Below are 24,090 nucleotides of genomic sequence, written 5' to 3' on the forward strand. Positions count from 1 at the left end.
CGGCGGACCTGCAGTACATTGGGCCAGGGCGGACCGGGGAGGTGTTCGGGGTGTACCGGGCGCTGCTCGTGTGCAACTCACTCTACGAAGCCGACACCACGACGTTCCCGCCGCTGAACAGTCCCGCCACCGACGGCGCGTCGCTGCGGGACGCGCTGCGCGATCCGGCCGCCGGGCTGTTCGAGAGCGTCGAGCTGTTGCTCGACCGCAAACGGCAGGACCTGGCCGAGACCGCGAACCGGTTCTTCGCCGGGGCCGACGCCGACGACGTGCTGCTGTTCTACTTCAGCGGGCACGGCCTCTCCCGCAACCAGCACTTCTACCTGTGCACCCGGGACACCGACCCGCAGTTCGTCGCGACCGCCCTGTCCGGGCACGACCTCGCGTACTACGTCGAGGAGTCGGTGGCCCGCTACAAGATCCTGATCCTGGACTGCTGCCACAGCGGGGCGTTCAAGAGTCCGGTCGCGGGCGCGATCGCCGAGCAGTTCAGCGGCGCGGGCCGGTTCGTCATCACGGCGACCACCGCGAGCGGACTCGCCCGCGACGGCGCCCACCCGAGCCTGACCAGCCCGTTCACCCGGGCGCTGGTGCACGGGCTGCGGGACGGCGCGGTCGACGCCGATCAGGACGGCTTCGTCGACCTGGACGATCTCTACGCGCACCTGCGCGCCGTGCGGCCCGGCGGCGAGCTGCCCCAGCAGAACTTCGACGGCTCCGGGCAGGTACGGATCGCCCGCCGGGGCTGGCCCGCGCCCGCCCCGGCGCCGGATCCGGAGCCGGCCGCCGCCCTGCCGTTCCTGGACACGCCGACGGCGGCGACCACGATCAGCCCGGAGCGGATCAGCCGGTTCCGGGCGAACCTGCGATCCGACATCGCCGCCCGGATGCCCCCGGAGCTCACCGCGACCGAGTTCCTCCAGCGCGCCCATCTGCTCGCGGCCGGGCGGCTGACCCGGGCCGGCGCGCTGCTGTTCGGTGAGAACCCGACGGCGGTGCTGCCCACCGCCGTCGTGCAGTGCGCCCGCTTTCACGGCACCTCCAAGGGAGTGCCGTTCGACAAGACGGATCTGGACGGCTCGGTGGCCGAGCAGATCGTCCAGGCCATCGAGTTCGTGGCAGCGCAGTCGCAGCGCGGCGAGACGCCGACCGGCGACTCGCCGATCGCCCGCCCGGTCTTCCGCTACCCGATGGTCGCGGTCCGCGAGATCGTCGCCAACGCCGTGGTGCACCGCGACTACGCGAACGAGGTGGCGTGCGTGCACGTACGGGTCTTCGACGACCGGGTCGAGGTCAGCAACCCGGGCGGCTGGACCACCGGCGCGATCCCGGAGGGCGAGAGCCACCCGCTCGAGGGCCTCGCCGGCGACTCGCACCGCCGCAACTTCCGGCTCGCCCGGACCCTGACCTGGATGCGGCTCGTCGAGGGTGAGGGTTCCGGGATTCCCCGGGCGGTCGGCGAATGCCGCTCGGTGGAGGCGCCCGCTCCGACCGTCAGCCAGCGCGACGGCATCGTCACGGTGACCATCTACCCGCGCAACGAGACACCCGATCCGGTGGCCCTCGCCGCGATGAGCGTTGCCGAGGCGGCGGTCGTCCTCGACCGGATGGACGCCGAAGAGGCCGTCGAACGGCTTCTCCCGATGCCCCCGGAGCGGGCGGTCCAGATCGTCGCCGCGATGCGGCAGGCCAAGGCCACGGCCGTGCTGGAGCGGATGGACCCCGCCGACAGCGCGCGGCTGGTCCGGGAGCTGGCACAGGATTCCCGGAGTCTGCTGCTGCGGCAGCTCTCCGGCGTGACCCGCCGGGCCGTCGAGGAGTCGCTGCGGCGCAGCGCCACCTCGCCGGGCGGCGGCCACCTGATCATCCAGTTCGAGCACTACTTCGGCGGCGACGACAGCTACATCGTCAGCCAGTGGCACGCCTGGGACGGCCCCACCTGGCAACCGGTCCGCGGCGAGGACCGCCAGGTGGAACGCGATGACCTGGAACGGGTCGTGGAGAGCGTCGTCACCGAGACGGAACGGCGCTGGGCCCATCTCAGCGGTCCGATCACCGTCGAGTTCGTCCTGCCGTCCGACCTGCTCGACGCGCCGGTCGAACGGTGGGCCCGCCAGGCGGGCGGGGACTATCCGGTCGTGGTGCGCAGCCTCGAACGGATGCGGAGTGTCCACTGGCACCGGGTGTGGCGCAGCCGCTGGCGGGTGCTGTCCGAGACACCGGACCGGGTGCTGACCCATTTCGCCGGCCGGGACGAGTCGCTCCAGCACCTCGAGCTGACCCTGAAGCTGGACTCCGCGATCGGCGTCCTGGTGCTCGAGGGCACCGACAACGCCGACCGGATCGTGGCCGGGCTGCGGTCCGGCATCCCCGCGATCCTCTGGCACCGCCGCGGGATGAGCGCGGACACCCGCGCCGCCGTGGCCCGCCTGCTGGCGCCCGGCAGCGTGAACCGCCTGCCCGCGCTCGTCTGCGACCTGCAGCTGAGTGCCGCCCTGTCGGAGCCGGACCGGCTCGACGACGGGCTGGTGCTGCTGTGGGACGATCCGGACCGCATGCCGTGGAATTTCCATCGCCCGGATCCGTCGGATCCGGTCCCGCCACCACCGGGCGATGCCCCCGTCAGCGGGTGACGCCCAGCACCGCGACCTCGGTGATCCCGGCGTCCTGGGCGGCGCCGAGCCCGGCGATCCGATAGCTGGCCAGTACCGGCAGCCACCAGTCCGGGAGATGGCCGCGGCCCGGGTCGCCGACCAGGACCCGCGCGCCGCGGGCGGTCACCCGCAGCAGGAAGGCCAGCATCCGGGCGGCCAGGTCACGGTCGTAGAGCCCGTCGCCGACCAGCACCACCTCGGCGTCACCGCCGTCGCCGTCGAGCAGGTCGCCCTCGACCAGGCGCAGGGTCACGGTGTTGGCGTCCGCGTTCATGGCGGCGGCCGCCAGTGCGTACGGGTCGATGTCGTTCGCGGTCACCTCGGCGGCGCCGGATCTCGCCGCGGCGATCGCTGCCACCCCGCCGCCGCAGGCCACGTCGAGCACGCGACGGCCGGCCACCAGGCCGGGGTGGTCCAGCACGTACCGTGCGAGGGCCTGGCCGCCGGCCCAGGCGTTGGTCCAGAACGGGGTGTGGCCCGGCCCGACCTGCGACTCCAGCCGGGCTTGCAGGACGATGGCGTCGTCGGCCAGGTGCAGGCGCAGCTCGGGCAGGAACGGTGGTCGCACCAGCCGCAGCCCGTCGTAGCCCTCGGGGTGTGAGGCGACGAATGGTGTCAGCACGCTTTCGTGCAGGGTCGGCACGGCAGGCTCCGATCGGCAGGGCCGCCGTCCGAGCACGGCAGATGCGCACCACCCTACACGGATAAAATACTCGAAACCGGCGAACACTCCCGTGGATCCGGCCGGCGGCCGGATCCACAACTCAGGCGGCCACGGACGGGTTGTATTGCAGGGTCCAGCGATACGCCTGGACCAGGCGGGTGTCGAACCCGGACGCCGACCCCCACAGGAAGATCCGGAACCGGCGGTAGAGCTCCTCGCCCCAGCGCGCCACGATCTCCTCCCGCCGGGCGTCCAGGCGCTGCGCCCAGGCCCGGCAGGTGAGGTAGTAGTTGTGCCGGTCGTCCTCGACGTTGAGCAGGTCGAACGGGGAGCGCGCGACCTGCCGCAGGTACTGGTGCAGCAGCAGCGGGGCGGAGCGGCCCGGGTAGACGTATTGCTTGAAGAACGTCGACGCGGTGTGCTTGCGCCGCATGGCGAGCGCGTCCAGATAGACCCGGCCACCGGGCTTGAGCAGCCGGGCATAGGTTTGCAGCGTCGCCCGGTAATCGGGCAGGTGCTCGGTGACGCCCATGTTGACGATCGCGTCGAACGGCTCCGGCGACTCGTACTTCAGGATGTGCTGCCGGACCACGGTGACCGGCAGCCGCTCCCGCGTGAACAGGTCGTTGAGGAACTTCTCCGATTCCACCGCCAGGGTGACCGTGGTGACGTCGATGCCGCGCCGGGCGGCGTGCTCGGAGAACGCTCCCCAGCCGCCGCCGACCTCGAGGACCCGGTCACCCGGTTTCACCCCGATGTCGCCCAGGGCGATGTCGAGCTTGCGGGTGATCGCGTCCTCCAGGACGTCGTCGTCGCCCGCGAAGACGCCCTGGGTGTAACAGCGGTGCCGGGTGTCGAGGAAGGTCAGGAAGAAGTCCGAGTCCTCGTCGTAGTGGTGCGAGATGGTGCGCCGGTCGTGGTCGGTGCGGCCGTGCCACAGCGACGGCGCCCAGCGGCCCAGGAACGCGACCGGATGGATGTCGGAGAAGAACCTGCGCATGTTCAGCAGCGCGCCGAGGTCGCCCTCGCAGTCGAGGTGCCCCCGCAGGTATCCCACCGCGACCCGCAACTGGTCGAGTGACGCGAGGGCGTCGTGTCCCGCGTCGTCGCAGACCACGATGCGGAACCGGGCGGGTGTGGAGCCGGTGACGCCGAAGGGGAGGATGGCGCCGTCCCGGGTCTGGATCTCGAAGGGAATCGGTGAGCGGTCACGGAAGAATTCGTCGTAACGCCGGCTGAAGACGTCGGCCAGATTTCGCCGCCTCATGCCGTGATCCTCTCACCGATATCCACGTCTATCCAGGTCTGGCGATCCTCAGCGGACGGCGGCGGCCGGGGCGGTCTGCTCGCGGATGGCCCACGGCGATCCGTACGCGGTGAGCAGGTCCAGGAACGGCCGCGGCGGGAACGCCTCCGGCCCGAGCACGCCGGCGCCCGTCCAGACGCCGGTGGCGACCAGCTCCAGCGCGACCACCGGGTTGATCGCGGTCTGCCAGACGACGGCCTGCGAGCCGTACTCGGCCATCGACCACTCGTTGTCGACCACGTGGTACAGGTACACCTCGCGGGGCGCGCCGTCCCTGGTGCCCCGGACCCAGGTGCCGGCGCAGGTCTTGCCGCGCATCCGCTCGCCCAGCGTGGCCGGGTCGGGCAGGCTGGCCGCCACCACGTCGCGCGGTGACACGGTGACCGGGCCGTGCGGTCCGGGAACGATCACCCCGTCGGTTCTGTCCAGGCCGATCTGGTGCAGGGTGCGCAGGGTACGGATGAAGTCCTCGCCCAGCCCGTACTTGAAGGTGACCCGCCTCGCGCCGACCCAGCGCGGAATGAGCAGCACCTCCTCGTGCTCCACGTTGACGCACTGCACCGGCCCGATCCCGGCCGGGAAGTCGAACACCTCGGGCTCGCTGAACGGCGGCGTGGTGAACCAGCCGCGGTCCTTCTCCCACACCACCGGCGGGTTCAGGCACTCCTCGATGGTCGTCCAGATGTTGAAGCTGGGAGCGAACTCGTAACCGTCGACGGTCAGGTTGGCGCCGTCGCGGACGCCGATCTCGTCGATCTCGTCGAACAGCTCGTCGGCGGCGTACCGGGCGAACACGTCCGAGAGCCCCGGCTCGACGCCCATCCCGACCAGCGCCAGCGCGCCCCGGGCCGCCCACGCGTCGTGCTGGGCGAACTGGGCGTCGCCGAGCTTGACACCGGTCCGTTCGTACGGCGCCTCGGGGTGCGGCTGGGACAGCGACATCGCCATGTCCAGATAGGTCGCGCCGGCCTCGCCGGCCGCCTCGAACAGCGACACCACGAAGCGCGGGTCGGTGGCGTTGAGCAGCACGTCACAGCCGGTCCGGCGGAGCAGCGCGACCACGGCGGCCGGGTCCGAGGCGTCCACCCGCGCGGCCCGGAACCGGGGGTCGCCGACCGAGGTCACCGCGGCCCGCGCCCGGTCCAGGTCGTAATCGGCGACCACCATCTCGTCGAAGAACGGCCGCCGCGCCGCGATCCGGGTGATCGCCGTGCCGACGCCGCCCGCTCCTACCAGCAGGACACGCATGACCTGCTCCTTTCCTTGCCTTTCCCGTCATGGAGTGGGGCCCCGCCACAGATCAAACTGTCCGCGGTGACGTAAGGTCAACTGTGTTGGCATAAGAAAGGCAGGGATCCGCGATGCCGAAGGCCGTGGTCAGCGAGGGCGACCGGCGACGCCGCCGGCCCACCCGCTCCGGCACCGTGCTGTCCGAGCGGCTCATCGTCGACACGGCGTTGCGCCTGCTCAGGGAGCACGGCAGCGCCGGTCTGAGTGCTCGCCGGCTGGGCCTGGCGCTGGACTGCGACCCGAGCGCGCTGTACCGGTACTTCCGGGGCATGGACGACCTCACCCTGGCGATCGGCGACACCCTGATCGGGCAGGCGCTGCACGGCTGGTCACCCACCGGGGTGTGGCGGGACGACCTGCGCACGCTCGGGTTGCGGTTCCACAGCGCCTACGTGGCCCACCCGCAGGCGGCGGTGCTGACCACGAGCCGGGTCACCGGCCGGGCCAACGAGCTGGCCGCCGACGAGGCGGTGCTCGGCGTGCTGCGGACGGCCGGGCTGCCGGTGCCCGAGGCGGTCCGGATCTACCACGCGTTCATCGACCAGACCCTGGCGTTCGCGGCGCTCGACGCCGCCTCGCTGGCGCTGCCGCGGGCCGCGCTGCGGGCCGAGGACGAGGTGTGGCGCTCGACGTACGGGCGGCTGCCGGCCACCACCCACCCGCACGTCGCCGAGGCCGCTCCGCTGCTCGCCGCCGAGATGGTCGAGAGTGCCTACCCGGCCGCGCTCGACCTGCTGCTGGACGCGGTCGCGGCGCGGCTGGCGGCCGGCGTCACGGAGCGGACCGCGCGGGCCGGCAGCGGTGCAGCTCGGGGGCGGGCTCGCCGGTCCTGAGCTCGGTCGCCAGCAGCCGGCCCACGGTCGGGGCGAAGGTGATCCCGGCGTGCAGGACCGCGACGTACCGGCCGGGCCCGACCGCGCCGACCAGCGGTCCGCTGGCGGGCGCGGCCCGCAGCACCGTCCCGCAGGAGAGCGGCCGCAGGGTGCCGTCCACCCGGAAGATCTCCCGGAACCGGTCCAGGCAGGCGGCCGGATCGCCGCGGGTGATCAGCAGATAGCGCCCGGGACGCGCCTCCCGCACCACCAGGCCGGGCGCCGCGACGATGTGCCGGACCAGCCCGGGCGGACCGGCGAACCGCATCCCGAAGGCCGCCGAGGTCCCGATCGGAAGGTCCACTCCGGCCACCTCCGGAGTGGACACGCCGGCTGCGAAGATCACCGTGGCGCCCGCCGGGACATCCTGCTCCCGGTACGGGGTGTGCGGCCGGTACCGCGCGCCGAGCCGCTGCGCCGCCCGGAGAATCGCCGGAACGGCGGTGAGCGGGTCCAGGCCCGCGTCGGTGGGGATGTGCAGCGCCGCCTCGGGCACCTCGCGCAGGTGCGGCTCCATCGCCGCGACCGTGTCCCGGTCCACCAGGCGCATGCCCGGTGCGATCACCGCCGGTGGCGGCCAGTCCAGGGAGCCGGTCCACCGGTACGCCGCGCCCGGCACCTCGGCGGCGAGCCGGCGGTGATCGTCCAGGACCAGGTGCAGCAGGTCCTCCGAGCCGCGCGGCCAGGTCCCGCCGGAGACCGCGCCGAACCAGGCGAGCGAGCGCGCGGTGGCCGGCGGAACCCCGGCCGAGCTGTCCAGGATCTCCACCGGCAGGCCGGCCCGGGCCAGCTCGTAGGCGACGCAGACGCCGACGAAACCGGCGCCGACCACGACGAAAGACACCCCGGCTCCGTTCAGATCGCGGTACCCGGCGGGGACTTGAGCATCCCGGCCGCCTCCGCAAGGTAGCCGCCACGGCCCGCGCGCGCCGCCCCGGCGGCCATCCGGACGAGGTCGATGTTGACGCCGGCGGCACCGCTCGGGTCGTGCACCACCAGGCGCACGTCGAGACTGACGGCGGTGCCCGCCCAGCCCTGCGCCTCCAGGTTCAGGTGGGCGATCTTCTGCGAGCCGAGGTGCGGCAGGTACCCGAGCGGCGCGATCTGCACCTGCGCCGAGCCGAGCGCGTTCACCTTGGACTGGTGCTTGGTGTTCGGGTTCGCCACCAGGTTGCGGAAGTCCTCGGTCCCGCCGAGGTTCACCTGGTAGGAGCTGGTCAGCGTGATCCCACGCTCGGCGAGCAGGCGCAGCAGCGTGTGGTGCAGCACCGAGGTGCCGAACTGGCTGGCCAGATCGTCGCCGATCAGCGGCAGCCCGGCCGCCTCGAAGCGCCGCAGCAGCTCCGGGTCCCGGGCCACCGGGTCCGACGTGGTGTTCACGAACGCGGCGCCCGCCGTCAGCGCCACTTCGGCGTAGGCGCGGGCGATCTCCGGGCGGCCGCTCGGCGCCGAGTAGAGCAGCACCTCCGCGCCCTTCACCAGGCCCGCCACCCGCTCGATCCCGCCGTCGTCGACCAGCCCGCGCTCGACGACGACCCCGGACGGCGCCAGGGCGTCCTCGATCCGCGGGAAGTTGTTCGGCGCCGCGAAGATCGCCTCGTGCAGGTCCCGGCCGACCTTGTCGCCGGAGAGCGCGAACGCCGCGACCACGTCGACGTCACCGACCCCGATCCCGTCCACCTCCGGCCGGCCGATCCCGACCCGGCTGCCGGTGCGCCGGTAGAACGAGATGCCCTGGACCAGCGCCGACGTATTGTTCCCGACCCCGACCACCGCGAGACGCACTTTGTCGATCATGGACCTACCGTAGGCGGCCTGCGCCAGCCGGGAGCCTGCTGGCACGATGGCGCGATGATTGGCCCGCCCCGCGCATGGATCGCAGATCTGCACCCCCGGCTGCGGCCCGTGCTGGCGGCGATGCTGGCCGCCGGCGTCGCGCTCACGGTCCTCGGCGTGGCCGCCGACCTGGCCGGGCTCTGGTCGAGCCTGCCGTTCCTGACCAACCTGGTCTCGGCGCTGACCGGTGCCCTGTTCGGCATCCCGGTGGCCGTCGCGGTGGTGCAGCGGCTGCTCCAGGCGCAGACCGACGCGACCGATCGGGCCGCCGCGTGGCGGCAGGCCACCCGGTCGGTGCACGAGATGCGGATCGCGGCACACGCGCTGTCCCGCGCCGACGGCGCGGCCGCCGATCTGGCCCGGCACCTCGCCCGGTGCGACGCCGCTCTCGGCGAGGCCCGGGAGTGGGCGGACCGGGCTCTCACCGCCAAACCGCGCCCGCGGCGGGCACGGGCGAGCATGTACCAGCGCACCTACCTGCGGCAGGTGCTGGCGCTGCACGAGGCGGCCCGCCAGGCCCTGGACGTGTACGCGTCGACCGGCCTGGCCGCGCCGACCGCCGGGAGCACGCTGGAGCGGATCCGCTCCGAGGCCGTGTTCCTGCACCACCAGGTCCGGCCCGCGGTGCTCCGGCTGGGCGACCCGTGGCTGCCGCAACCGCAGGCCGCAGCGATCGAGCAGGTCGACGACACCTTCCCGGCCGGGCTGTCCCGGACGGGAGCGACCCGGGTGCGCGCCGTCGAGCAGTTGCTCGCCGCGGTTCCGGCGGCACAGCTCGCGGCGCTGCTTCCGGAGGCGGACGAGGCCCGCGGCGGCCTGCCCGACCCGGACCGGCCGCTGCCGCTGCCCACCGTGCAGACGCTGATGGAACTACGCGCGGGCCTCGGCCTGCTGAGCACCCAGCTGGACCGCGCCCGGCGGATCACCGAGGTCGTGGACGGCATCCAGCAGGCGGTCGACGACAGCTGTCGATCATCACGGAGGGCTACCACTGGGTAACACGCGCGGGTAGCCTGGCGGCCAGGCACCGTCCGCCGTCGGAGGGATGTACACCGATGACCACGACGAATGGGAAACCGGCAGACGTCTCCGAGAAGCAGGCCCGGCAGGTCGCCGAGGCCGCCCGGGAGTCCGAGTGGCGCAAGCCCAGCTTCGGCAAGGAGCTGTTTCTCGGCAAGTTCCAGCTGGACCTGATCGAACCCTGGCCGAGCGCCCCGGACAGTCCGGATGCGGACGACTTCCTGCGCAAACTGGACGTCTTCGTGCGCACCGAGCTGGACGGCGACCTGATCGAGCGGGACGCCCGGATTCCCGACGAGGCGTTCCAGGGGCTGGCCCGGCTCGGCGCGTTCGGCATGAAGATCGACAAGGAGTACGGCGGGCTCGGCCTGTCGAACCTGCACTACTGCAAGGCCCTCACGCTGGTCGGCTCGGTCAGCGCGTCGACCGCGGCACTGCTGTCGGCGCACCAGTCGATCGGGGTGCCACAGCCGCTGAAACTGTTCGGATCCGCCGTACAGAAAAAGGCTTTCCTGCCGCGCCTGGCCGCCGGCGAAGTATCGGCCTTCCTGCTCACCGAGCCCGATGTCGGATCCGACCCGGCGCGTCTCGGCACCGTCGCCGAGCCGGTCGAGGGTGGTTACCGGCTCAACGGCGTGAAGCTGTGGGCCACCAACGGCACGGTGGCGACGCTGCTGGTGGTGATGGCGCGCGTGCCGGGCAAGGGCATCACCGCGTTCGTGGTCGAGGGCGACTCCCCCGGCATCACCGTCGAGCGGCGCAACGCGTTCCTCGGCCTGCGCGGCCTGGAGAACAGCGTCACCCGCTTCCACGACGTCTTCGTGCCCGAGGCGAACGTGATCGGCGGCCTCGGCAAGGGCCTGCGGATCGCGCTGACCACGCTGAACACCGGCCGCCTGTCGCTGCCCGCGATGTGCGTCGGCGCCGGCAAGCGCGCCCTGACCATCGCCCGCGAGTGGTCCGCGGACCGGGTGCAGTGGGGCCGCTCGGTCGGCACCCACGAGGCGGTGGCCAAGAAGATCGCGTTCATCGCCGCGACCACCTACGCGATGGAGTCGATGCTCGACCTCTGCTGCCTGATCGCCGACGACGCGCGCAACGACATCCGGATCGAGGCCGCGCTGGTCAAGCTGTTCGCCAGCGAGATGGGCTGGCAGATCGCCGACGAGCTGATCCAGATCCGCGGCGGCCGCGGTTACGAGACCGCCGAGTCGCTGCGGGCCCGCGGCGAGCGCCCCGCCGAGGCCGAGCAGATCCTGCGGGACATGCGGATCAACCGGATCTTCGAGGGCTCCACCGAGATCATGCACCTGCTGATCGCCCGGGAGGCGGTCGACGCGCATCTCACGGTCGCCGGCGACATCATCGACCCGGACGCCGACCTGGCCCGCAAGGCCCGCGCCGGGGTGCGAGCCGGCGGCTTCTACGCACGGTGGCTGCCCACCCTCGCGGTCGGCAAGGGCCAGAACCCGGTCGAGTACGCCCGGTTCGGCCCCCTCGCGGCCCATCTGCGGTACGTCGAGCGCGCGTCCCGCAAACTCGCCCGTTCGACGTTCTACGCGATGTCCCGCTGGCAGGGGAAGCTGGAGCGCAAACAGGGCTTCCTCGGGCGGATCGTGGACATCGGCGCCGAACTGTTCGCGATGTCGGCGGCGTGCGTGCGGGCCAACGCCTCGCAGCAGCGCGCCCAGCTCGAACTGGCCGACCTGTTCTGCCGGCAGGCGCGGCTGCGGACCGAGGCGCTCTTCGCCGGGCTCTGGGACAACACCGACTCGCTCGACGTGACGGCGGCCAAGCGGGTCCTGGACGGTCACTATGCGTTCCTGGAGGAGGGCGTCGTGCACCCGGCGTCCGAGGCGGCGTGGGTGGCGCCCTGGCTGCCCGGCGCGTCCGGCGCGCAGGACGTCCGGCGACGCATTCCTCCTGCTCAATGAGGTTGTGATGACTCTCGGGTAGGGTGGGGAGGCGTAAAGACGAGCGAAACGGGGAGCCGTCCGGGGTGGGAAAGACCGATCACTTCGCCATGGCGTACGCCCGGCGGATCCGCCGCCCCGAAACCGACAGTCACGACCTGCTTCGCCCGCCGAGTCGGCACTCCGGCCGCAACGACGGTCGGTGGGGCTTCTGGTCGCCGCCGGTGGACCGCTCCGGGCGTACCGTAAAACTCGCCCGCGAGGCGGAGCGGGTCGAGCTCAAGGTGGTCTCCTCGGAGCGGCAGTGCCGCGCGCTCGACCTGGAGCGGCACGCGGTGCGGACCCGGCGGGTCTTCTTCCTGGACACCCCGGACCTGGCGCTGGACCGGCACGGTCTGATCGTCCGGGTCCGGGACATGGGTGGGCGTCCCGACGACGCGGTGGTCAAGCTGCGCCCGATGGCCTCGCACACGCTGCCGAAATGGCTGCGCCGGAGGAACTCGCTCGAGGTGGAGATCGACGCCATGCCGGGGCGCCGGGTCTGCTCCGGCTCGCTCAAGGCCCGGCTGGGCCGCGGCACGGTGGCCCGCACCCTGGCGGCCGGGCGTCCGCTGGCCAAGCTGCTGCCGCAGCCGCAGCGCCGGCTGCTCGCCGCGTGCGGCCCGACCGGCCTGTCGCTGGGTGACCTGGTGATGTTCGGCCCGGTCGAGGTGCACAAGTACAAGATCCAGCCGGACGGCTTCGACCGGCACCTGGCCGCCGAGCGGTGGACGTACCCGGACGGCTCGACGATCCTGGAGCTGTCCACCCGCTGCCCGGTCGGCAAGGCGCCGGAGGTGGCCGCCCACCTGACCGAGGTGCTCGCCGCGCACGGCATCGTCCCGTCCGAGCCGCAGCTCACCAAGACCGACATGACGCTGCGCTTCTTCGCCGAGGCTGCCGCGTAACCCCGGGGTACTACCAGGGATCTAGCTCCACGGGATGATGTCCACTCGGTAGTCCTACCGCGACACTCCACCGGACAGACGTCCGGAGGAGCAGCGATGGCAGGAATCCGCCGCAATGTGACCGGTTCCATGATGGCGACCGTGCTGGTCTGCCTGTCACTGACCCCGTCACTGCTGCCACGCACCTGGATCACCCAGGGGATCGTCAGCGGTTTGTGCGCGGTCACCGGGTACGCCCTCGGCTGCCTGCTGAGCCGGTTGGCCGGGCTGGTCGTCGAGGTGCGCGTGCCACGCTGGGCCTGGCCGTCGTTCATCGCCGTCGCCGTGCCCACGACGGCGTTCTTCACCTACCGGGGATGGTGCTGGCAGCAGGAGATCAGCGGGCTGATCGGGGTGCCCGGGCCGTCCCCGGTGACCTGGCCCGCGCTGCTGCCGGTGACCGCCGCCATCCTGGCCGGGGCGGTCGGTGCCGGACGTCTGCTGCGGCGCGTCGTGACCTCCCTCCAGCACCGGGAACACCGGCATCGGGCCGCCGCCGCGGTGGTGGCGTTCTGCACGCTGGCCCCGGCCGGAGCGGTCGGGGCGCCGGGGCCGCTCGACACCCTGTCCCAGGCGCTGGACCGCCGGGTCACCGGCGCGGTGGCGCCGGTCGAGGCGACCCGCTCGGGCAGCCCCACCTCCTTCGCGCCGTGGGACACGCTGGGCCGGGAGGGCCGGTCCTTCGTCACCAGCGGGCGGTCCCCGCACGCCACGCAGCCGATCCGGGTCTACGTCGGACTGCGGACCGCGCCGACCGCCCGGGACCGGGCCCGCGTCGCCGTCGCGGAGCTCCAGCGCACCGGCGCCTTCCGCCGCAAGGCGCTCTGCCTGGTCATCCCGACCGGCACCGGCTGGATCGACGAACCGACCGTGCAGGCCCTGGAGGCCGAGTACGACGGCGACACCGCGGTCGTCGTCGTCCAGTACGGCGCCCTGCCCAGCTGGCTCTCCCTGCTCACCGAGCCGGACCAGGCCGAGGAGTCCGCACACGACCTGCTCGACGAGGTGCACCAGGTCTGGTCGCGGCTGCCCGCCGGCACCCGGCCCAAGCTGCTCCTGTATGGCCACAGCCAGGGCGCCCTCGCCGCGCAGTCCCCGTTCGACTCGGCCGGCGGTCTGCTCGGCGAGGTCGACGGGGCGCTGATCAGTGGCCCACCGAACGCCAGCCCCCTCTGGAACGGCCTGGTCGGCGCCCGCAGCCGGACCTCGACCGAGGTCGCGCCGGACCTGCCCGGACAGCCCGGCGTCCGGTTCGCCACCGGGCCGGCCGACCTGACCGGCCCGTCACACCCGCGCCTGGTCTTTCTCCAGCACTCCACCGACCCGGTGGTCTGGTGGTCGACGGACCTGATCCTGCGTCGTCCGGACTGGCTGCGGGAGCGGCGCGGCGCCGCGGTGCTGCCGGCCGTGCGCTGGATCCCGCTGGTCACGTTCTGGCAGGTCTCCGGCGATCTGCTGAAGGCCCTCGACGTCCCGGCCGGTTACGGGCACGGGTATGGCGACGAGGCGCCCGCCGCCTGGCGCCTGATCATCGGTCGAACGTCCGCGGGCTGATCACCCTCCGTTGATCACCGTGCGGCCGGCCCGAAAACGCCGATCACCGTGCGGCCCGCCTGGGAATGTCGATCACCGTGCGGGCGGCGCGGGAACGGCGGCCACGGCGGCGGCCGCCACGGCGTAGGGCACCAGGGCGACGAGGCCGTAGAACCAGCCGGGTTGGACGGCACCGCCGGGGATCAAGGGCTGGACGAGCAGCAACGCGACGCCCAGCAGCGTCCAGGCACCGAAGGCGGCGAGCCCGGCGGGACGGACGCCCACCAGGCGCATGCCCAGCCAGTTGGCGATCGGCACCCCGATCACGTAGGCGCCGAGGCCCATCAGCAGCGTCTGAAAGCCCCGGAAATCGCCGGTCTCCTGGCGATGGTTCGCCACCAGAACGGCGGCCACGACGGTGATCAGCACCAGGCCGTACCCCGCGGCCAGCACGGTGACCGTGGCCAGCCGCATCAGATGCCGCGGCCCGAGGGCGGCTTTCGCCGATCGCCAGGCCATCAGCCGCCGGACGCAGAGCACCGCGAAGACGATCGCGCCGAGGTAGATCACATCGAACAGAATCACATTGTTGATCATGACGATCCGGGCTCCGTCACCGGACAGCGGGCCCCCTTGCCCGGTTTAGGATGGCCGTCCTAAACTCTTGCTTCGGAACGGCGTCGGGCTCCGGAGGCGATGGTGGACAAGAGTGTGGCGACGCGGGCGCAGATCGTGACCGCGGCCGACCGGCTGTTCTATCAGCACGGGTTCGAGCACACCTCGTTCACCGCCATCGCGGAGGCGGTGCGGATCTCGCGGGGGAATTTCTACTACTACTTCAAGACCAAGGACGAGATTCTCGCCGCGGTGATCGAGGAGCGGCTGGCCGCGACCCGGGAGATGCTCCGGCGGTGGGAGGCTTCCGACCCGGCCGGGCGGATCCGGTCGTTCATCCGCATCGTGGTGACCAACGGGCCGGACATCCAGCGTTACGGCTGCCCGGTCGGCACCCTCACCACCGAGCTGGCCAAGGTGGAGCATCCGTCCCGGCCGGCGGCCGTCGCGCTGTTCACGCTGTTCCGCGAGTGGCTGGCCGAGCAGTTCACCGCGCTCGGACGCGGCGCCGACGCGGACGCGCTGGCCCTGCACGTGCTCGCTCTCAGCCAGGGGATCGCCACCCTGTCCCACGCCTTCGGCGACGACGATTTCGTACGCCGGGAGGTGGCGAGCCTGGAGACCTGGCTCGCCACCGTCATCGACCGACCGGAAGGAAACAGATGTTCATCGTTCTGCTGAGGTTCGCCGAGAACAGGGGCGCCGCGGCGCAGTACATGGCCGGGCACCGGGCGTGGCTCGAGCAGGGCCTGGACGACGGGGTGTTCCTGCTGGCCGGCAGCATCCAGCCGGGGCTGGGCGGGGCGGTCCTGGCGCACGGCGCCGACCGCGCCGAGGTGGAGCGCCGGGTCGCCGCCGACCCGTTCGTGGCCGAGCGAGTCGTCGACGCGGAGATCATCGAGATCGCGCCGGGCCTGGCCGACAAGCGCCTCGACTTCCTGCTGACCTGAGAGGCGCGCCCCGGCAGAACGTCGAATGCCCGATCTTTGCCACTATGTCGGGCGTACGCTGACTCCCGGGCGGACAGCGCCGGCCTCACGACATCCAGGGACCGCACATGCCCTCGCGATCAGCACCGGTGTACTGCTCGGGCACCGTCGTCGGCGACCCCGGCCAGGTGCTCGCGGTCGCCCTCCAGGCCTACATCGCGATCGAGCCGACCGGCCGGGTCATCGGCTGGAACCCGGCCGCGGAGAACACCTTCGGATATCGGCGGGGCGAGGCCTGCGGCCGCGACCTCGCCGACCTGATCATCCCGGCGCGGCTGCGGGACGCGCACCGCGCCGGACTGGTCCGGCTCGCCGCCGGCGGGCCGGCCCGGGTGCTCGGGCAGGCCCTGTCCCTGGTCGCCGTTCACCAGGACGGCCACGAGTTCCCGATCGACCTGATGCTGACCGCCACCGACGAGTCGTGCGGGACGGTCTTCCACGCGTTCGTCACCGACACCACCGTCAGCCGGCGCGTGAGCCGGTACGCCGCGGTGGAGTCGGCCGTCAACCGCGGTCTCGCCGAGGCCGGCACCTACGCCGCGGCGGCCGGCCGGGTCGTCGAGGCGCTCGGCGTGCACATGGACTGGCCGGTCGCCGAGCTGTGGCTGGCCGACACCGAACGGCGGCTGATCACCTGCATCGCCCGGCACACCGCACCCGGGCTGCGGCTCGGCGCCTTCGCGTTCACCGAGCTGGAGCCGGGTGTCGGCCTGCCCGGCACCGTCTACCAGCAGTCCCGCCCGCGCTGGATCCCCGACCTGGTCGCCGACCGGACGTCGCCGCGCAGCCGGATCGCCGCCGCCATCGGCCTGCACGTCGCCGTCGGCGTCCCGGTGCACGGCGGCGGACACACCCAGGGCGCGCTGTGCGTTTACGGCAACCGGGCCGAGCACCCCGAGGAAACGCTGATCACCCTGCTGTCCGGGATCGCCGCCCAGGTCGGGCAGTACCTCGAACGGCGCCGCGCCGAGGAGCTCGACATCGAGCTGGCCCGCACCAAGGACGAGTTCCTCGCCCTGGTCACCCACGAGCTGCGCAACCCGCTCGCGGTGATCACCGCGACCACCGCGCTGTTCGACGAGGAGATCGGCACCCTCGACGACGACGGGCAACGCAAGCTGGTCCACACCATCGCCGGCAGCTCCCAGCGGCTGACCGTGCTCGTCGACGACCTGCTCGACCTGGCCCGTCTGGAGTCCGGCCACCTGGCCCTGCACCCCACCCACACCGACCTGGGCCACATCATCCGGGACGCCGCCCAGGACCTCACCGGGCCGCTCGCCGGCAAGGGCCTGACCCTGATCCTGCACGTCCCGGACCCGCTGCCGCTGTACGCCGACCCGGACCGGCTCCGCCAGGTCGCCGACAACCTGCTGTCGAACGCCGTCAAGTACACCCCCGACGGCGGGACGATCACCGTCACGGCGGCCATCGACGCTGTCCACGAGGAGATCACCTGGACGGTGACCGACACCGGCATCGGCATCCCGGCCGGCGAGCGGCACCGGATGTTCCGGCGCTTCTACCGCGCCTCCAGCGCCATCGACCGGCGCATCCCCGGCACCGGCCTGGGCCTGGTCATCACCCGGGCCATCGTCGAGGGCCACCACGGCAGCATCACCCTCGGCGACCAGATCGGCCCGGGCACCACGTTCCGCCTCAGGCTGCCGGTCAAGGCCCCGCTGGCCGGCTCCTGATCAGCGGGGCTGGTCGAACTGCCGGGAGATGACGTGCACGCGGTTGGCGGTGTGGTCGGCGCGGACCGTGTCCAGGCCCTTGCGGTCCAGGTCGGCCGCGTAGTCGCCCTGGCCCGGGGTGAGCGCCATCATCGCGATGTGCTGGTCGTGTGAGAAATCCGCGAGGTCCTCGGCCATCACGGCCTTCATGAGCGCGTCCGCCACCGGCTGCGCGCCCTCGTCGACCGCGATCTGAACCATAAGGTGCTCCTGACCGGTGTCGGCCCACCTCGCGTGCGCGATCCACACGCACCGCACCTGCGGATGCCGCAGGATCCGCGCCGCGAACGCGTCCCGCAGCGCCACCGCGACCGGATGCGTCGACCAGGTCAGCATCACGCTCCGGCCACCCGGATCCTGCTGGATCAGCGCGTGGCTCACCAGGGCCAGCGGGAGCCTCGCCCACTCCCGGGTGGCGAACAGGGCGAGCTTCTCGACACCGGTCGCCTGGTGGATGTCGATGAGCCGGGCGGCGTCGCAGTGCACGGACCCGGCGGCTTGCGGCTGCCACTGCTGCCGGCAGGCCTCGCTGGTGTAGCCGGGCAGCATCGGGCCGGAGTCGCGGTCACCGATGAACTGCACCTTGCCGCCCTCACTGACCGGCACGAACACGCCGCCGGCGAGGAGCGCGGCGAGCAGGGCGTCGGCCTCGTCGCCGGGCCGGCCGCGGTCGAGGACGGCGGCGAGGTCATCGTTGGAACCGGACACGGGCTGATCGTAAACCGTCGATCAGCGTGCGGGTTGCCCCGGAACGCCGGCCGCCACCGGCGACGGCGAGCTGCCGGCCCGCGTCGTCGCCGGTGGTGGCCGGCGTTCCGGGGGCTCAGCTCACCTTCTCCTTGGCCGGCTCCCCGGCGGCGCCGTCGAGGACCCGGTCGTGGCGCAGCGAGGTACGGGCGGTCTCCTTGGCGAACAGCACCGAGAGCACCGTGAGGACGACGGCGACGGTCATGTAGATCGCCACGGCGGTGGTGTTCGGGGCCGCGGTGTCGCCGAGCAGCTTCAGGGCGATGATCGGGGCGAGCGCGCCGGCCAGGATCGAGGCCAGCTGGTAGCCGACCGAGGCGCCGGTGTAGCGCACCGAGGTGCCGAACAGCTCGGAGAAGAAGGCGGCCTGCGGGGCGTACATCAGGGCGTGCAGGATCAGGCCGACCAGGATCGCGAGGATGATCTTCGGCTCCGACTTGCTCTCCAGCAGGCCGAAGAAGACGTACATCCAGAGGCCGAGGCCGATCGCGCCGGTGAGGTACAGCGGGCGGCGGCCGACCCGGTCGGAGAGCGCGCCGAACAGCGGGACGATCACGAACTGGACGGCGGAGCCGATCAGCAGCGCGGTGAGGATCTTGCCCTTGTCCGAGGCGGTCCCGGCGAACGTGGTCAGGTAGGTGATCGAGATGACGGTGACCAGGTAGTACCCGATGTTCTCGGCGAGCCGCATGCCCATCGCCAGGATGACCTCACGCGGGTACCGGCGGACGACCTCCAGCAACGGCTGGTGGTCCTTCCTGGTGGCGGCCCGCGCCTCCTGGAAGACCGGGGACTCCTCGATGCTCAGCCGCACCCAGAGGCCGACCAGCACCAGGACCGCGCTGAGCAGGAACGGGATCCGCCAGCCCCAGGCGTTGAACGCCTCGTCCGACTGGACCAGCGCGAGCAGCCACAGCACGCCGGTGGCGAGCAGGTTGCCGAGGGCGACGCCGGCCTGCGGCCACGAGGACCAGAAGCCGCGCCGGGCGTCGTCGCCGTGTTCGGCGGCCATCAGCACCGCGCCGCCCCACTCGCCGCCGACCGCGAAACCCTGGGCCAGGCGGCAGGTCAACAGCAGGATCGGGGCGGCGATGCCGATGCTGGCGTACGTCGGCAGCAGGCCGATCGCGATGGTCGCGACGCCCATCATCAGCAACGAGACGACCAGCATCTTCTTGCGGCCGACCCGGTCACCGAAGTGCCCGAAGACGACGCCGCCGAGGGGCCGGGCGGCGAAGCCGAGGGCGTAGGTGCCGAACGCGAGCAGGGTGCCGGTGACCGGGTCGGACTTGGGGAAGAACAGGGTGCCGAAGACCAGGGCGGCGGCCGAGCCGTAGAGGAAGAAGTCGTACCACTCCACGGCGGTGCCGACCAGGGAGGCGAAGACTACCTTGACTATCGGGGCACGTGTCGCGGTGGCGGACATGTGGCTCCTCTCAACGAATCTCAACGACGTGCAGTGTGACGTAGGTAACGGGACGCTACGTCCTCGCAGGTCAGGAAGCCCATGGGTGGCATCCACACATCGCCATATCTCTAGGTGTGGTCCGGCTCCAGGGGTGCCCGGAGCCGGTGCAGGCGCAGGGCGAGCTGGAGATCCAGGACGCGGCGCGGGTGCTGCCAGTCGTCGCCGAGCAGCTGGGCGACCCGGTCCAGGCGCTGGGTGACCGTGTTGACGTGCACGTGCAACGCCTCGGCCGCCTTGGCCAGGCCGCCGCCCTGGTCGAAGTAGACCTCCAGGGTGGTGATCAGGGCCGTGCCGCGGCGGGCGTCGTAGTCGATGACCGGGCCGAGGACGGCGTGCACGAACCCCGGGACGTCCCGGCGTTCGCCGAGCAGCAGGCCGACGTACCCCAAGTCTTTGGTGCCGGCCCCGGACCCGGCACGACCGAGAGTGATCAGCGCACTCAGACACTGATCCGCCTCGCGGAACGCGGGCGCGACCGCGACCGCGCCGCGGGCCGGACCCGCGCCGCCCGCGGTGACCGGCCGTCCCAGCGCGCGGCTCAGCTCCTTGGCCACCTGTTTCGCGGTGCCGGCCGGATCCTCCCCGGGCAGCAGCAGGGTCACCCGGCCGTCGCGGGCCATCGCCAGGCCACGCCGGTTGGCGACGAAGGTACGCGCCCAGGAGACGGCGCGCTGCCGCAGGCCCTCGCCGGGGTCGTCACCGGCTGCCACGATCACGTACGGCGCGTCCAGGTCCAGCCCCAGCCGCGCGGCCCGGTCCCGCACCGCGTCCGGGTCGCGCACCGGGCGGCTGATCAGGTCGTCGAGCAGGTCGCCGCGGACCTGCGCCTCGGCCTCCGCGACGGTGCGCCGGAACAACAGCAGCAGCGCGGTGACCTGCGCGGCCCGCTCCAGGATCCGCTGGTCGGCGGGCTCCAGCGGCTCGGCCGGCCGGAAGACCAGCGCACCCAGGTTGTCGGCGCCGGCCACGATCGCCGCGATGATCAGGTCGTTGCGGCGTACGCTGCGCCCCTCCCCCCGGGAGGCCGCGACCGCCTCCCCCACCGTGGTCTCGTCCGGTTCCGGCATCAGCACGTCCCGCCCCGGAGTCCGCGCCGTGGCCAGCGTCCGCCCCTGCGCGTCGATCACCAGCAGCGCGCCCTGGAGCACGTCGACCAGGTCGGCCGCCACGTCGTCGACGCCACCGCCGCGCAGCACCACCGAGGTCATCCGGTCGTGCGCGGCGGCCGCCCGTTCCACCGACTGGCTGTGCGCCCGGATCGTCGAGTTGGCCGCGGACAGTTCGCCGAGCGCGGTCTGCGTCTCGCTGAGCAGCCGCGCGGTGTCCAGCGCCACCGAGGCGTGCGCCGCCAGGGACAGCAGCAGCGCGACCTCCTCGCGGGCGAACGGCCGCTCGGCCCGGTTCGCCGCGAACAGCACGCCGATCACCGTCGACCCGAGGCGCATCGGCACGCCGAGGATCGCGATCAGGCCCTCGTCGCCGACACCCATGTCGATGTCGGTGGTGTGGGCGAACCGGACGTCGCGCGGATAGTTGGCGGTCGCGTACGGCGTGCCGGTCTGCGCGACCAGCCCGCCCAGGCCGGCGCCCGGCGGCAGCCGCAGCTTCTGGAAGCTGGCCGCCACCGACCCGTCGGTGATCCGCATGTAGGTGTCGCCGCGCTCCGCGTCGTTCAGCGTCATGTAGGAGACGTCGACGTTGAGCAGCGTCCGGACCCGGTGCACGATGGCCCGCAGCACCGCGTCCACGTCACGCAGCCCGGCCAGGTCACCGGCCGTGTCGTAGAGCGCGGACAGCTCCTCCTCGCGGCGCCGGCGGCGCTCGAGCAGTGCCCGCACCCGCAGGGCGAGCAGTTTCGCCTGCTCCAGTTCGTCCAGCTCGGCGGTGGAGGCGCCGGCGGCCCGGGCGGCGATCAGCGGCCGCTCGAACTCCACCAGGGCGGCCTCCCGGGCGAGCAGGTCCAAATAGTCGATGCCACCCACCCGCGCGTTCATGGCGACACCCTAAAGGTCGACGTGCGCGACGTCACATGTGTGATGTGTCCATGCCGAGCACGGCTGATGTAGGTCACATCCACAGGTGATCAAATCCTTGGTGAGCGAGCCGGCCCTGCCGATAGGCATGCCATGCGTCTGGTGTCCCAGCCCGTCCGTGTGGCCGGCCTGCTCGTCGGCCTGGCCGGCGGCTCGCTGGCGGCCGGTCTGCTGCTCGGTGTGCTCGGCACTCTCGTCGCGGTGCCGGCCTGGGTGCTCTGGCCGGTCGCCCTCGTCGCGACGGCCATCACGGTCGCCGCCTGCTGGCTGGCCGCCGCCACCGGGACCGGCGCGGGCCGGACCTTCTGGTGGCGGCTCGGCGCCGCGGTCGCGCTGCTCGGCGCCGGCACGGCCGGCCAGGCCGTCGACTCGGTGCGCCGGCCGGACGAGCTGGTCCCGATGAGCCCGCCGACCGGGATGCTGTTCCTGGCCGCGGTCGGGCTCGCGACGTTCGCCATGCTGCGCCTGCCCGGGCAGCGCCGCTCCTGGCGGGCCGGCGTCGCGGTGCGGCTGGACACCACCATCGTGGCGGTCGCGTCCGGCCTGATCATGCTCCAGGGCATGGCCGTGCTCCCGGTGCCGGTGCCCGGCGGGGCCCTGGCGACCGCGCTGCGGATCATCGTGCTGGGCACCGCGTGCGCGGCGGTCACCGCGATCGTCAAGGTCGGGTTGAGTGGGAGCGGGCCGGTGAACGGGCGGGCGCTCTGGATCCTCAGCCCGGTCGGCCTGCTCGGCCCGGCGGCGCTGCCGCTCGCCTCCGCCTTCCACAACTGGCCGCACCTGAACGCCACGGTCGCCGTGGTGCCGCCGTTCGCGATCCTGCTGACGCTCTCCGCGCGGGCGCAGACCCGGGCGAACGTCACCGGCGTGCTGACCGCCCCGGTGCTCGACGGCGACGCCGCGAAGCCGGGGATCAGCCGGGTCCCGTACGTCGCGGTCGGGGTGACCGCGACCATGCTGCTCGCCGTGACCCTGCGCGCCGGTTATCTGCCGGCCGGGCTCGCCGCCGGCGCCGTGGTGCTGATCCTGCTCGTCCTGGTCCGGCAGCACGCCGCGCTCAGCGACAACAGCGTGCTCGTCGACCGGCTGGCCGACCAGGCCCGCTTCGACGACCTGACCGGTCTGCCGAACCGGCGCTCGTTCACCGGCACGCTGCACCGGCACGACGGCCACGCCACCGTGGCGGTGTGTGATCTGGACTCCTTCGCGGCGCTCAACGACCGGCTCGGCGACGAGACCGGCGACGAGATCCTGCGGCAGGCGGCGGCTCGGATCACGCTGACCGCCGGCGGGTCGGCGCTGGTCGCGCGGCTGCTCGGCGACGAGTTCGGGGTGCTGCTGCCGGCCGACCACCCGCTCGCCACCGGCGACCGGCTGGCGGTGGCGCTGGTGCAGGCTTTCCAGGCGCCGCTGCCGGTGGGCGAGCACGATCTGCTGGTGACGGTCACCGTCGGGTCGGCGGCCGGGGAGGGCGCGGACGTACCGGATCTGCTGCGCCGGGCCGAGCTGGCCCTGCAAGCGGCGCAGCGCGTCGGCGCCAACCGCCAGCAGCAGTACACCGCCGACCTGGACGCCTCGGCGCAGCATCACGCGGACCTCGCCGCGGCCCTGCGCCGCGGCCTCGACCAGGGCGAGTTCCGGCTGTTCTACCAGCCGATCGTGGAGCTGCCGCTGGGCCGGATCACCGCGGTCGAGGCACTGATCCGCTGGTTCCCGGACGGTGGCACGCCGGTCTCACCCGCCGAGTTCATCCCGGTCGCCGAACAGACCGGCATGATCGTCGACCTGGGCGCCTGGATCCTCGACACGGCCTGCGCCGACGCCGCCGCCTGGCGGGACCGCTTCGGCGACGCCGCCCCACGGATCAGCGTCAACGTCTCGGCCCGCCAGCTGCTCGACCCGGAGCTGCCGGCCCTGGTCGCCGACGTGCTGCGCCGGCACGCGCTGCCACCGCACCAGGTCACCCTGGAGATCACCGAAACCGCGGTGTTCGCCGGTGGCCCGGCCCTGCACACCGTCCACGCGCTGCGGAGTCTCGGCGTCGGCATCGCCCTGGACGACTTCGGCACCGGCCACTCGTCGCTCACCCTGCTGCGCACCTGCCCGGTCACCACCCTGAAGGTCGACAAGTCGTTCATCGACGAGCTCAACGGCAGCCCGCAGCAGGAGGCGATCGCGGCCTCGCTGAGCGGGATCGCCGCCACGCTCGGCCTCCGCGCGGTCGCCGAGGGCGTGGAGACCCAGGACCAGGCCGACCGCCTGCACGTGCTGGGCTACCGCTTCGCCCAGGGCTACCATTTCGCCCGCCCGCAGCCCGCCACCGAGATCGACGCGTCCCTGCTCGCCACCGCCGGCGCCGCCTGACCCCAGGCCCGCCCGGCGGCGCGAGGCGCGCTACATTTCCCCACCCCGCTTTCGGTACGCACGC

19 protein-coding genes are annotated in these 24,090 nt (G+C 72.7%); 10 read left to right on the forward strand and 9 right to left on the reverse strand.

Going from position 1 to position 24,090, the window contains the following annotated elements; translation table 11 throughout:
• The first annotated feature begins 41 nt into the window (after positions 1-41).
• Positions 42-2,633 carry a caspase, EACC1-associated type gene (locus tag Aiant_RS02905; protein WP_189330812.1) on the forward strand — a complete coding sequence of 864 codons (2,592 nt, stop codon included), beginning with the start codon at positions 42-44 and terminating at the stop codon, positions 2,631-2,633.
• On the opposite strand, the gene Aiant_RS02910 is transcribed toward Aiant_RS02905, so the two are convergent.
• The 3 genes from Aiant_RS02910 to Aiant_RS02920 form a co-directional block, all read right to left on the reverse strand.
• Positions 2,623-3,276 (reverse strand): class I SAM-dependent methyltransferase, encoded by a 654-nt coding sequence (locus tag Aiant_RS02910; RefSeq protein WP_229830040.1) that lies wholly within the window; start codon positions 3,274-3,276, stop codon positions 2,623-2,625. The two genes, Aiant_RS02905 and Aiant_RS02910, sit on opposite strands and share 11 nt — an antisense overlap.
• Before the next feature lie 142 nt (positions 3,277-3,418).
• The gene (locus tag Aiant_RS02915) at positions 3,419-4,585 is read right to left on the reverse strand and encodes a class I SAM-dependent methyltransferase (protein ID WP_189330814.1); all 1,167 of its coding nucleotides are present in this window, start codon (positions 4,583-4,585) and stop codon (positions 3,419-3,421) included.
• A 48-nt stretch (positions 4,586-4,633) separates the two neighbouring features.
• Positions 4,634-5,872 carry a saccharopine dehydrogenase family protein gene (locus tag Aiant_RS02920; protein ID WP_189330815.1) on the reverse strand — a complete coding sequence of 413 codons (1,239 nt, stop codon included), beginning with the start codon at positions 5,870-5,872 and terminating at the stop codon, positions 4,634-4,636.
• A gap of 113 nt (positions 5,873-5,985) precedes the next feature.
• Here Aiant_RS02920 and Aiant_RS02925 point away from each other — a divergent pair, with 113 nt between their 5' ends.
• Entirely contained in the window at positions 5,986-6,747 is a 762-nt protein-coding gene (locus Aiant_RS02925) for a TetR/AcrR family transcriptional regulator (protein WP_189330816.1), read from the forward strand.
• Here Aiant_RS02925 and Aiant_RS02930 read toward each other — a convergent pair.
• Positions 6,686-7,630 carry an NAD(P)/FAD-dependent oxidoreductase gene (locus Aiant_RS02930; RefSeq protein WP_212846928.1) on the reverse strand — a complete coding sequence of 315 codons (945 nt, stop codon included), beginning with the start codon at positions 7,628-7,630 and terminating at the stop codon, positions 6,686-6,688. The genes Aiant_RS02925 and Aiant_RS02930 overlap by 62 nt on opposite strands.
• Before the next feature lie 11 nt (positions 7,631-7,641).
• Positions 7,642-8,583, reverse strand: coding sequence for an inositol-3-phosphate synthase (locus tag Aiant_RS02935; RefSeq protein ID WP_189330817.1), 942 nt, complete (start codon positions 8,581-8,583; stop codon positions 7,642-7,644).
• Positions 8,584-8,637: 54 nt separating this feature from the next.
• Between Aiant_RS02935 and Aiant_RS02940 the strand changes: the two genes are divergently transcribed.
• The 4 genes from Aiant_RS02940 to Aiant_RS02955 all read left to right on the forward strand — a co-directional run bounded on the left by Aiant_RS02940 (position 8,638) and on the right by Aiant_RS02955 (position 14,095).
• Positions 8,638-9,621: a serine/threonine-protein kinase gene (locus Aiant_RS02940; RefSeq protein WP_189330818.1), complete on the forward strand. Its 984-nt coding sequence runs from the start codon at positions 8,638-8,640 to the stop codon at positions 9,619-9,621.
• Between the two features lie 56 nt (positions 9,622-9,677).
• The gene (locus tag Aiant_RS02945) at positions 9,678-11,576 is read left to right on the forward strand and encodes an acyl-CoA dehydrogenase family protein (protein ID WP_189330819.1); all 1,899 of its coding nucleotides are present in this window, start codon (positions 9,678-9,680) and stop codon (positions 11,574-11,576) included.
• Positions 11,577-11,641: 65 nt separating this feature from the next.
• The gene (locus Aiant_RS02950) at positions 11,642-12,502 is read left to right on the forward strand and encodes a CYTH domain-containing protein (protein WP_189330820.1); all 861 of its coding nucleotides are present in this window, start codon (positions 11,642-11,644) and stop codon (positions 12,500-12,502) included.
• A 96-nt stretch (positions 12,503-12,598) separates the two neighbouring features.
• On the forward strand, positions 12,599-14,095 hold the full coding sequence (locus Aiant_RS02955) for an alpha/beta-hydrolase family protein (protein ID WP_189330821.1): 1,497 nt from the start codon (positions 12,599-12,601) through the stop codon (positions 14,093-14,095).
• A 72-nt stretch (positions 14,096-14,167) separates the two neighbouring features.
• On the opposite strand, the gene Aiant_RS02960 is transcribed toward Aiant_RS02955, so the two are convergent.
• A complete protein-coding gene (locus Aiant_RS02960; RefSeq protein ID WP_189330822.1) occupies positions 14,168-14,659 on the reverse strand; it encodes a hypothetical protein in 492 nt (163 codons plus the stop codon).
• Positions 14,660-14,770: 111 nt separating this feature from the next.
• On the opposite strand from Aiant_RS02960, the gene Aiant_RS02965 reads away from it, so the two are divergent.
• From Aiant_RS02965 to Aiant_RS02975, 3 genes are all read left to right on the forward strand, one after another.
• On the forward strand, positions 14,771-15,370 hold the full coding sequence (locus Aiant_RS02965; RefSeq protein WP_189330823.1) for a TetR/AcrR family transcriptional regulator: 600 nt from the start codon (positions 14,771-14,773) through the stop codon (positions 15,368-15,370).
• Positions 15,352-15,639, forward strand: a complete 288-nt coding sequence (locus Aiant_RS02970; protein ID WP_189330824.1) for a YciI family protein — start codon at positions 15,352-15,354, stop codon at positions 15,637-15,639. The genes Aiant_RS02965 and Aiant_RS02970 overlap by 19 nt, the downstream gene beginning before the upstream one ends.
• A 107-nt stretch (positions 15,640-15,746) precedes the next feature.
• On the forward strand, positions 15,747-17,375 hold the full coding sequence (locus Aiant_RS02975; RefSeq protein WP_189330825.1) for a sensor histidine kinase: 1,629 nt from the start codon (positions 15,747-15,749) through the stop codon (positions 17,373-17,375).
• On the opposite strand, the gene Aiant_RS02980 is transcribed toward Aiant_RS02975, so the two are convergent.
• The 3 genes from Aiant_RS02980 to Aiant_RS02990 all read right to left on the reverse strand — a co-directional run bounded on the left by Aiant_RS02980 (position 17,376) and on the right by Aiant_RS02990 (position 21,623).
• Positions 17,376-18,122 carry an SseB family protein gene (locus Aiant_RS02980; RefSeq protein WP_189330826.1) on the reverse strand — a complete coding sequence of 249 codons (747 nt, stop codon included), beginning with the start codon at positions 18,120-18,122 and terminating at the stop codon, positions 17,376-17,378.
• Positions 18,123-18,237: 115 nt separating this feature from the next.
• Positions 18,238-19,587, reverse strand: a complete 1,350-nt coding sequence (locus Aiant_RS02985; protein WP_189330827.1) for an MFS transporter — start codon at positions 19,585-19,587, stop codon at positions 18,238-18,240.
• Between the two features lie 110 nt (positions 19,588-19,697).
• Entirely contained in the window at positions 19,698-21,623 is a 1,926-nt protein-coding gene (locus tag Aiant_RS02990; RefSeq protein WP_189330828.1) for a helix-turn-helix domain-containing protein, read from the reverse strand.
• Positions 21,624-21,755: 132 nt separating this feature from the next.
• Here Aiant_RS02990 and Aiant_RS02995 point away from each other — a divergent pair, with 132 nt between their 5' ends.
• Positions 21,756-24,026 (forward strand): putative bifunctional diguanylate cyclase/phosphodiesterase, encoded by a 2,271-nt coding sequence (locus tag Aiant_RS02995; RefSeq protein ID WP_189330829.1) that lies wholly within the window; start codon positions 21,756-21,758, stop codon positions 24,024-24,026.
• Positions 24,027-24,090 lie beyond the last annotated feature (64 nt).

This window comes from Actinoplanes ianthinogenes (assembly GCF_018324205.1).
GTDB lineage: Bacteria > Actinomycetota > Actinomycetes > Mycobacteriales > Micromonosporaceae > Actinoplanes > Actinoplanes ianthinogenes.

Excerpts from the sequence above, each read along its gene's own strand:
- Aiant_RS02915 (WP_189330814.1), bottom strand. The coding sequence starts at position 4,585 with ATGAGGCGGCGAAATCTGGCCGACGTCTTCAGCCGGCGTTACGACGAA.
- Aiant_RS02920 (WP_189330815.1), bottom strand. The coding sequence starts at position 5,872 with ATGCGTGTCCTGCTGGTAGGAGCGGGCGGCGTCGGCACGGCGATCACC.
- Aiant_RS02925 (WP_189330816.1), top strand. The coding sequence starts at position 5,986 with ATGCCGAAGGCCGTGGTCAGCGAGGGCGACCGGCGACGCCGCCGGCCC.
- Aiant_RS02935 (WP_189330817.1), bottom strand. The coding sequence starts at position 8,583 with ATGATCGACAAAGTGCGTCTCGCGGTGGTCGGGGTCGGGAACAATACG.
- Aiant_RS02940 (WP_189330818.1), top strand. The coding sequence starts at position 8,638 with ATGATTGGCCCGCCCCGCGCATGGATCGCAGATCTGCACCCCCGGCTG.
- Aiant_RS02945 (WP_189330819.1), top strand. The coding sequence starts at position 9,678 with ATGACCACGACGAATGGGAAACCGGCAGACGTCTCCGAGAAGCAGGCC.
- Aiant_RS02955 (WP_189330821.1), top strand. The coding sequence starts at position 12,599 with ATGGCAGGAATCCGCCGCAATGTGACCGGTTCCATGATGGCGACCGTG.
- Aiant_RS02965 (WP_189330823.1), top strand. The coding sequence starts at position 14,771 with ATGGTGGACAAGAGTGTGGCGACGCGGGCGCAGATCGTGACCGCGGCC.
- Aiant_RS02970 (WP_189330824.1), top strand. The coding sequence starts at position 15,352 with ATGTTCATCGTTCTGCTGAGGTTCGCCGAGAACAGGGGCGCCGCGGCG.
- Aiant_RS02975 (WP_189330825.1), top strand. The coding sequence starts at position 15,747 with ATGCCCTCGCGATCAGCACCGGTGTACTGCTCGGGCACCGTCGTCGGC.
- Aiant_RS02985 (WP_189330827.1), bottom strand. The coding sequence starts at position 19,587 with ATGTCCGCCACCGCGACACGTGCCCCGATAGTCAAGGTAGTCTTCGCC.
- Aiant_RS02990 (WP_189330828.1), bottom strand. The coding sequence starts at position 21,623 with ATGAACGCGCGGGTGGGTGGCATCGACTATTTGGACCTGCTCGCCCGG.
- Aiant_RS02995 (WP_189330829.1), top strand. The coding sequence starts at position 21,756 with ATGCGTCTGGTGTCCCAGCCCGTCCGTGTGGCCGGCCTGCTCGTCGGC.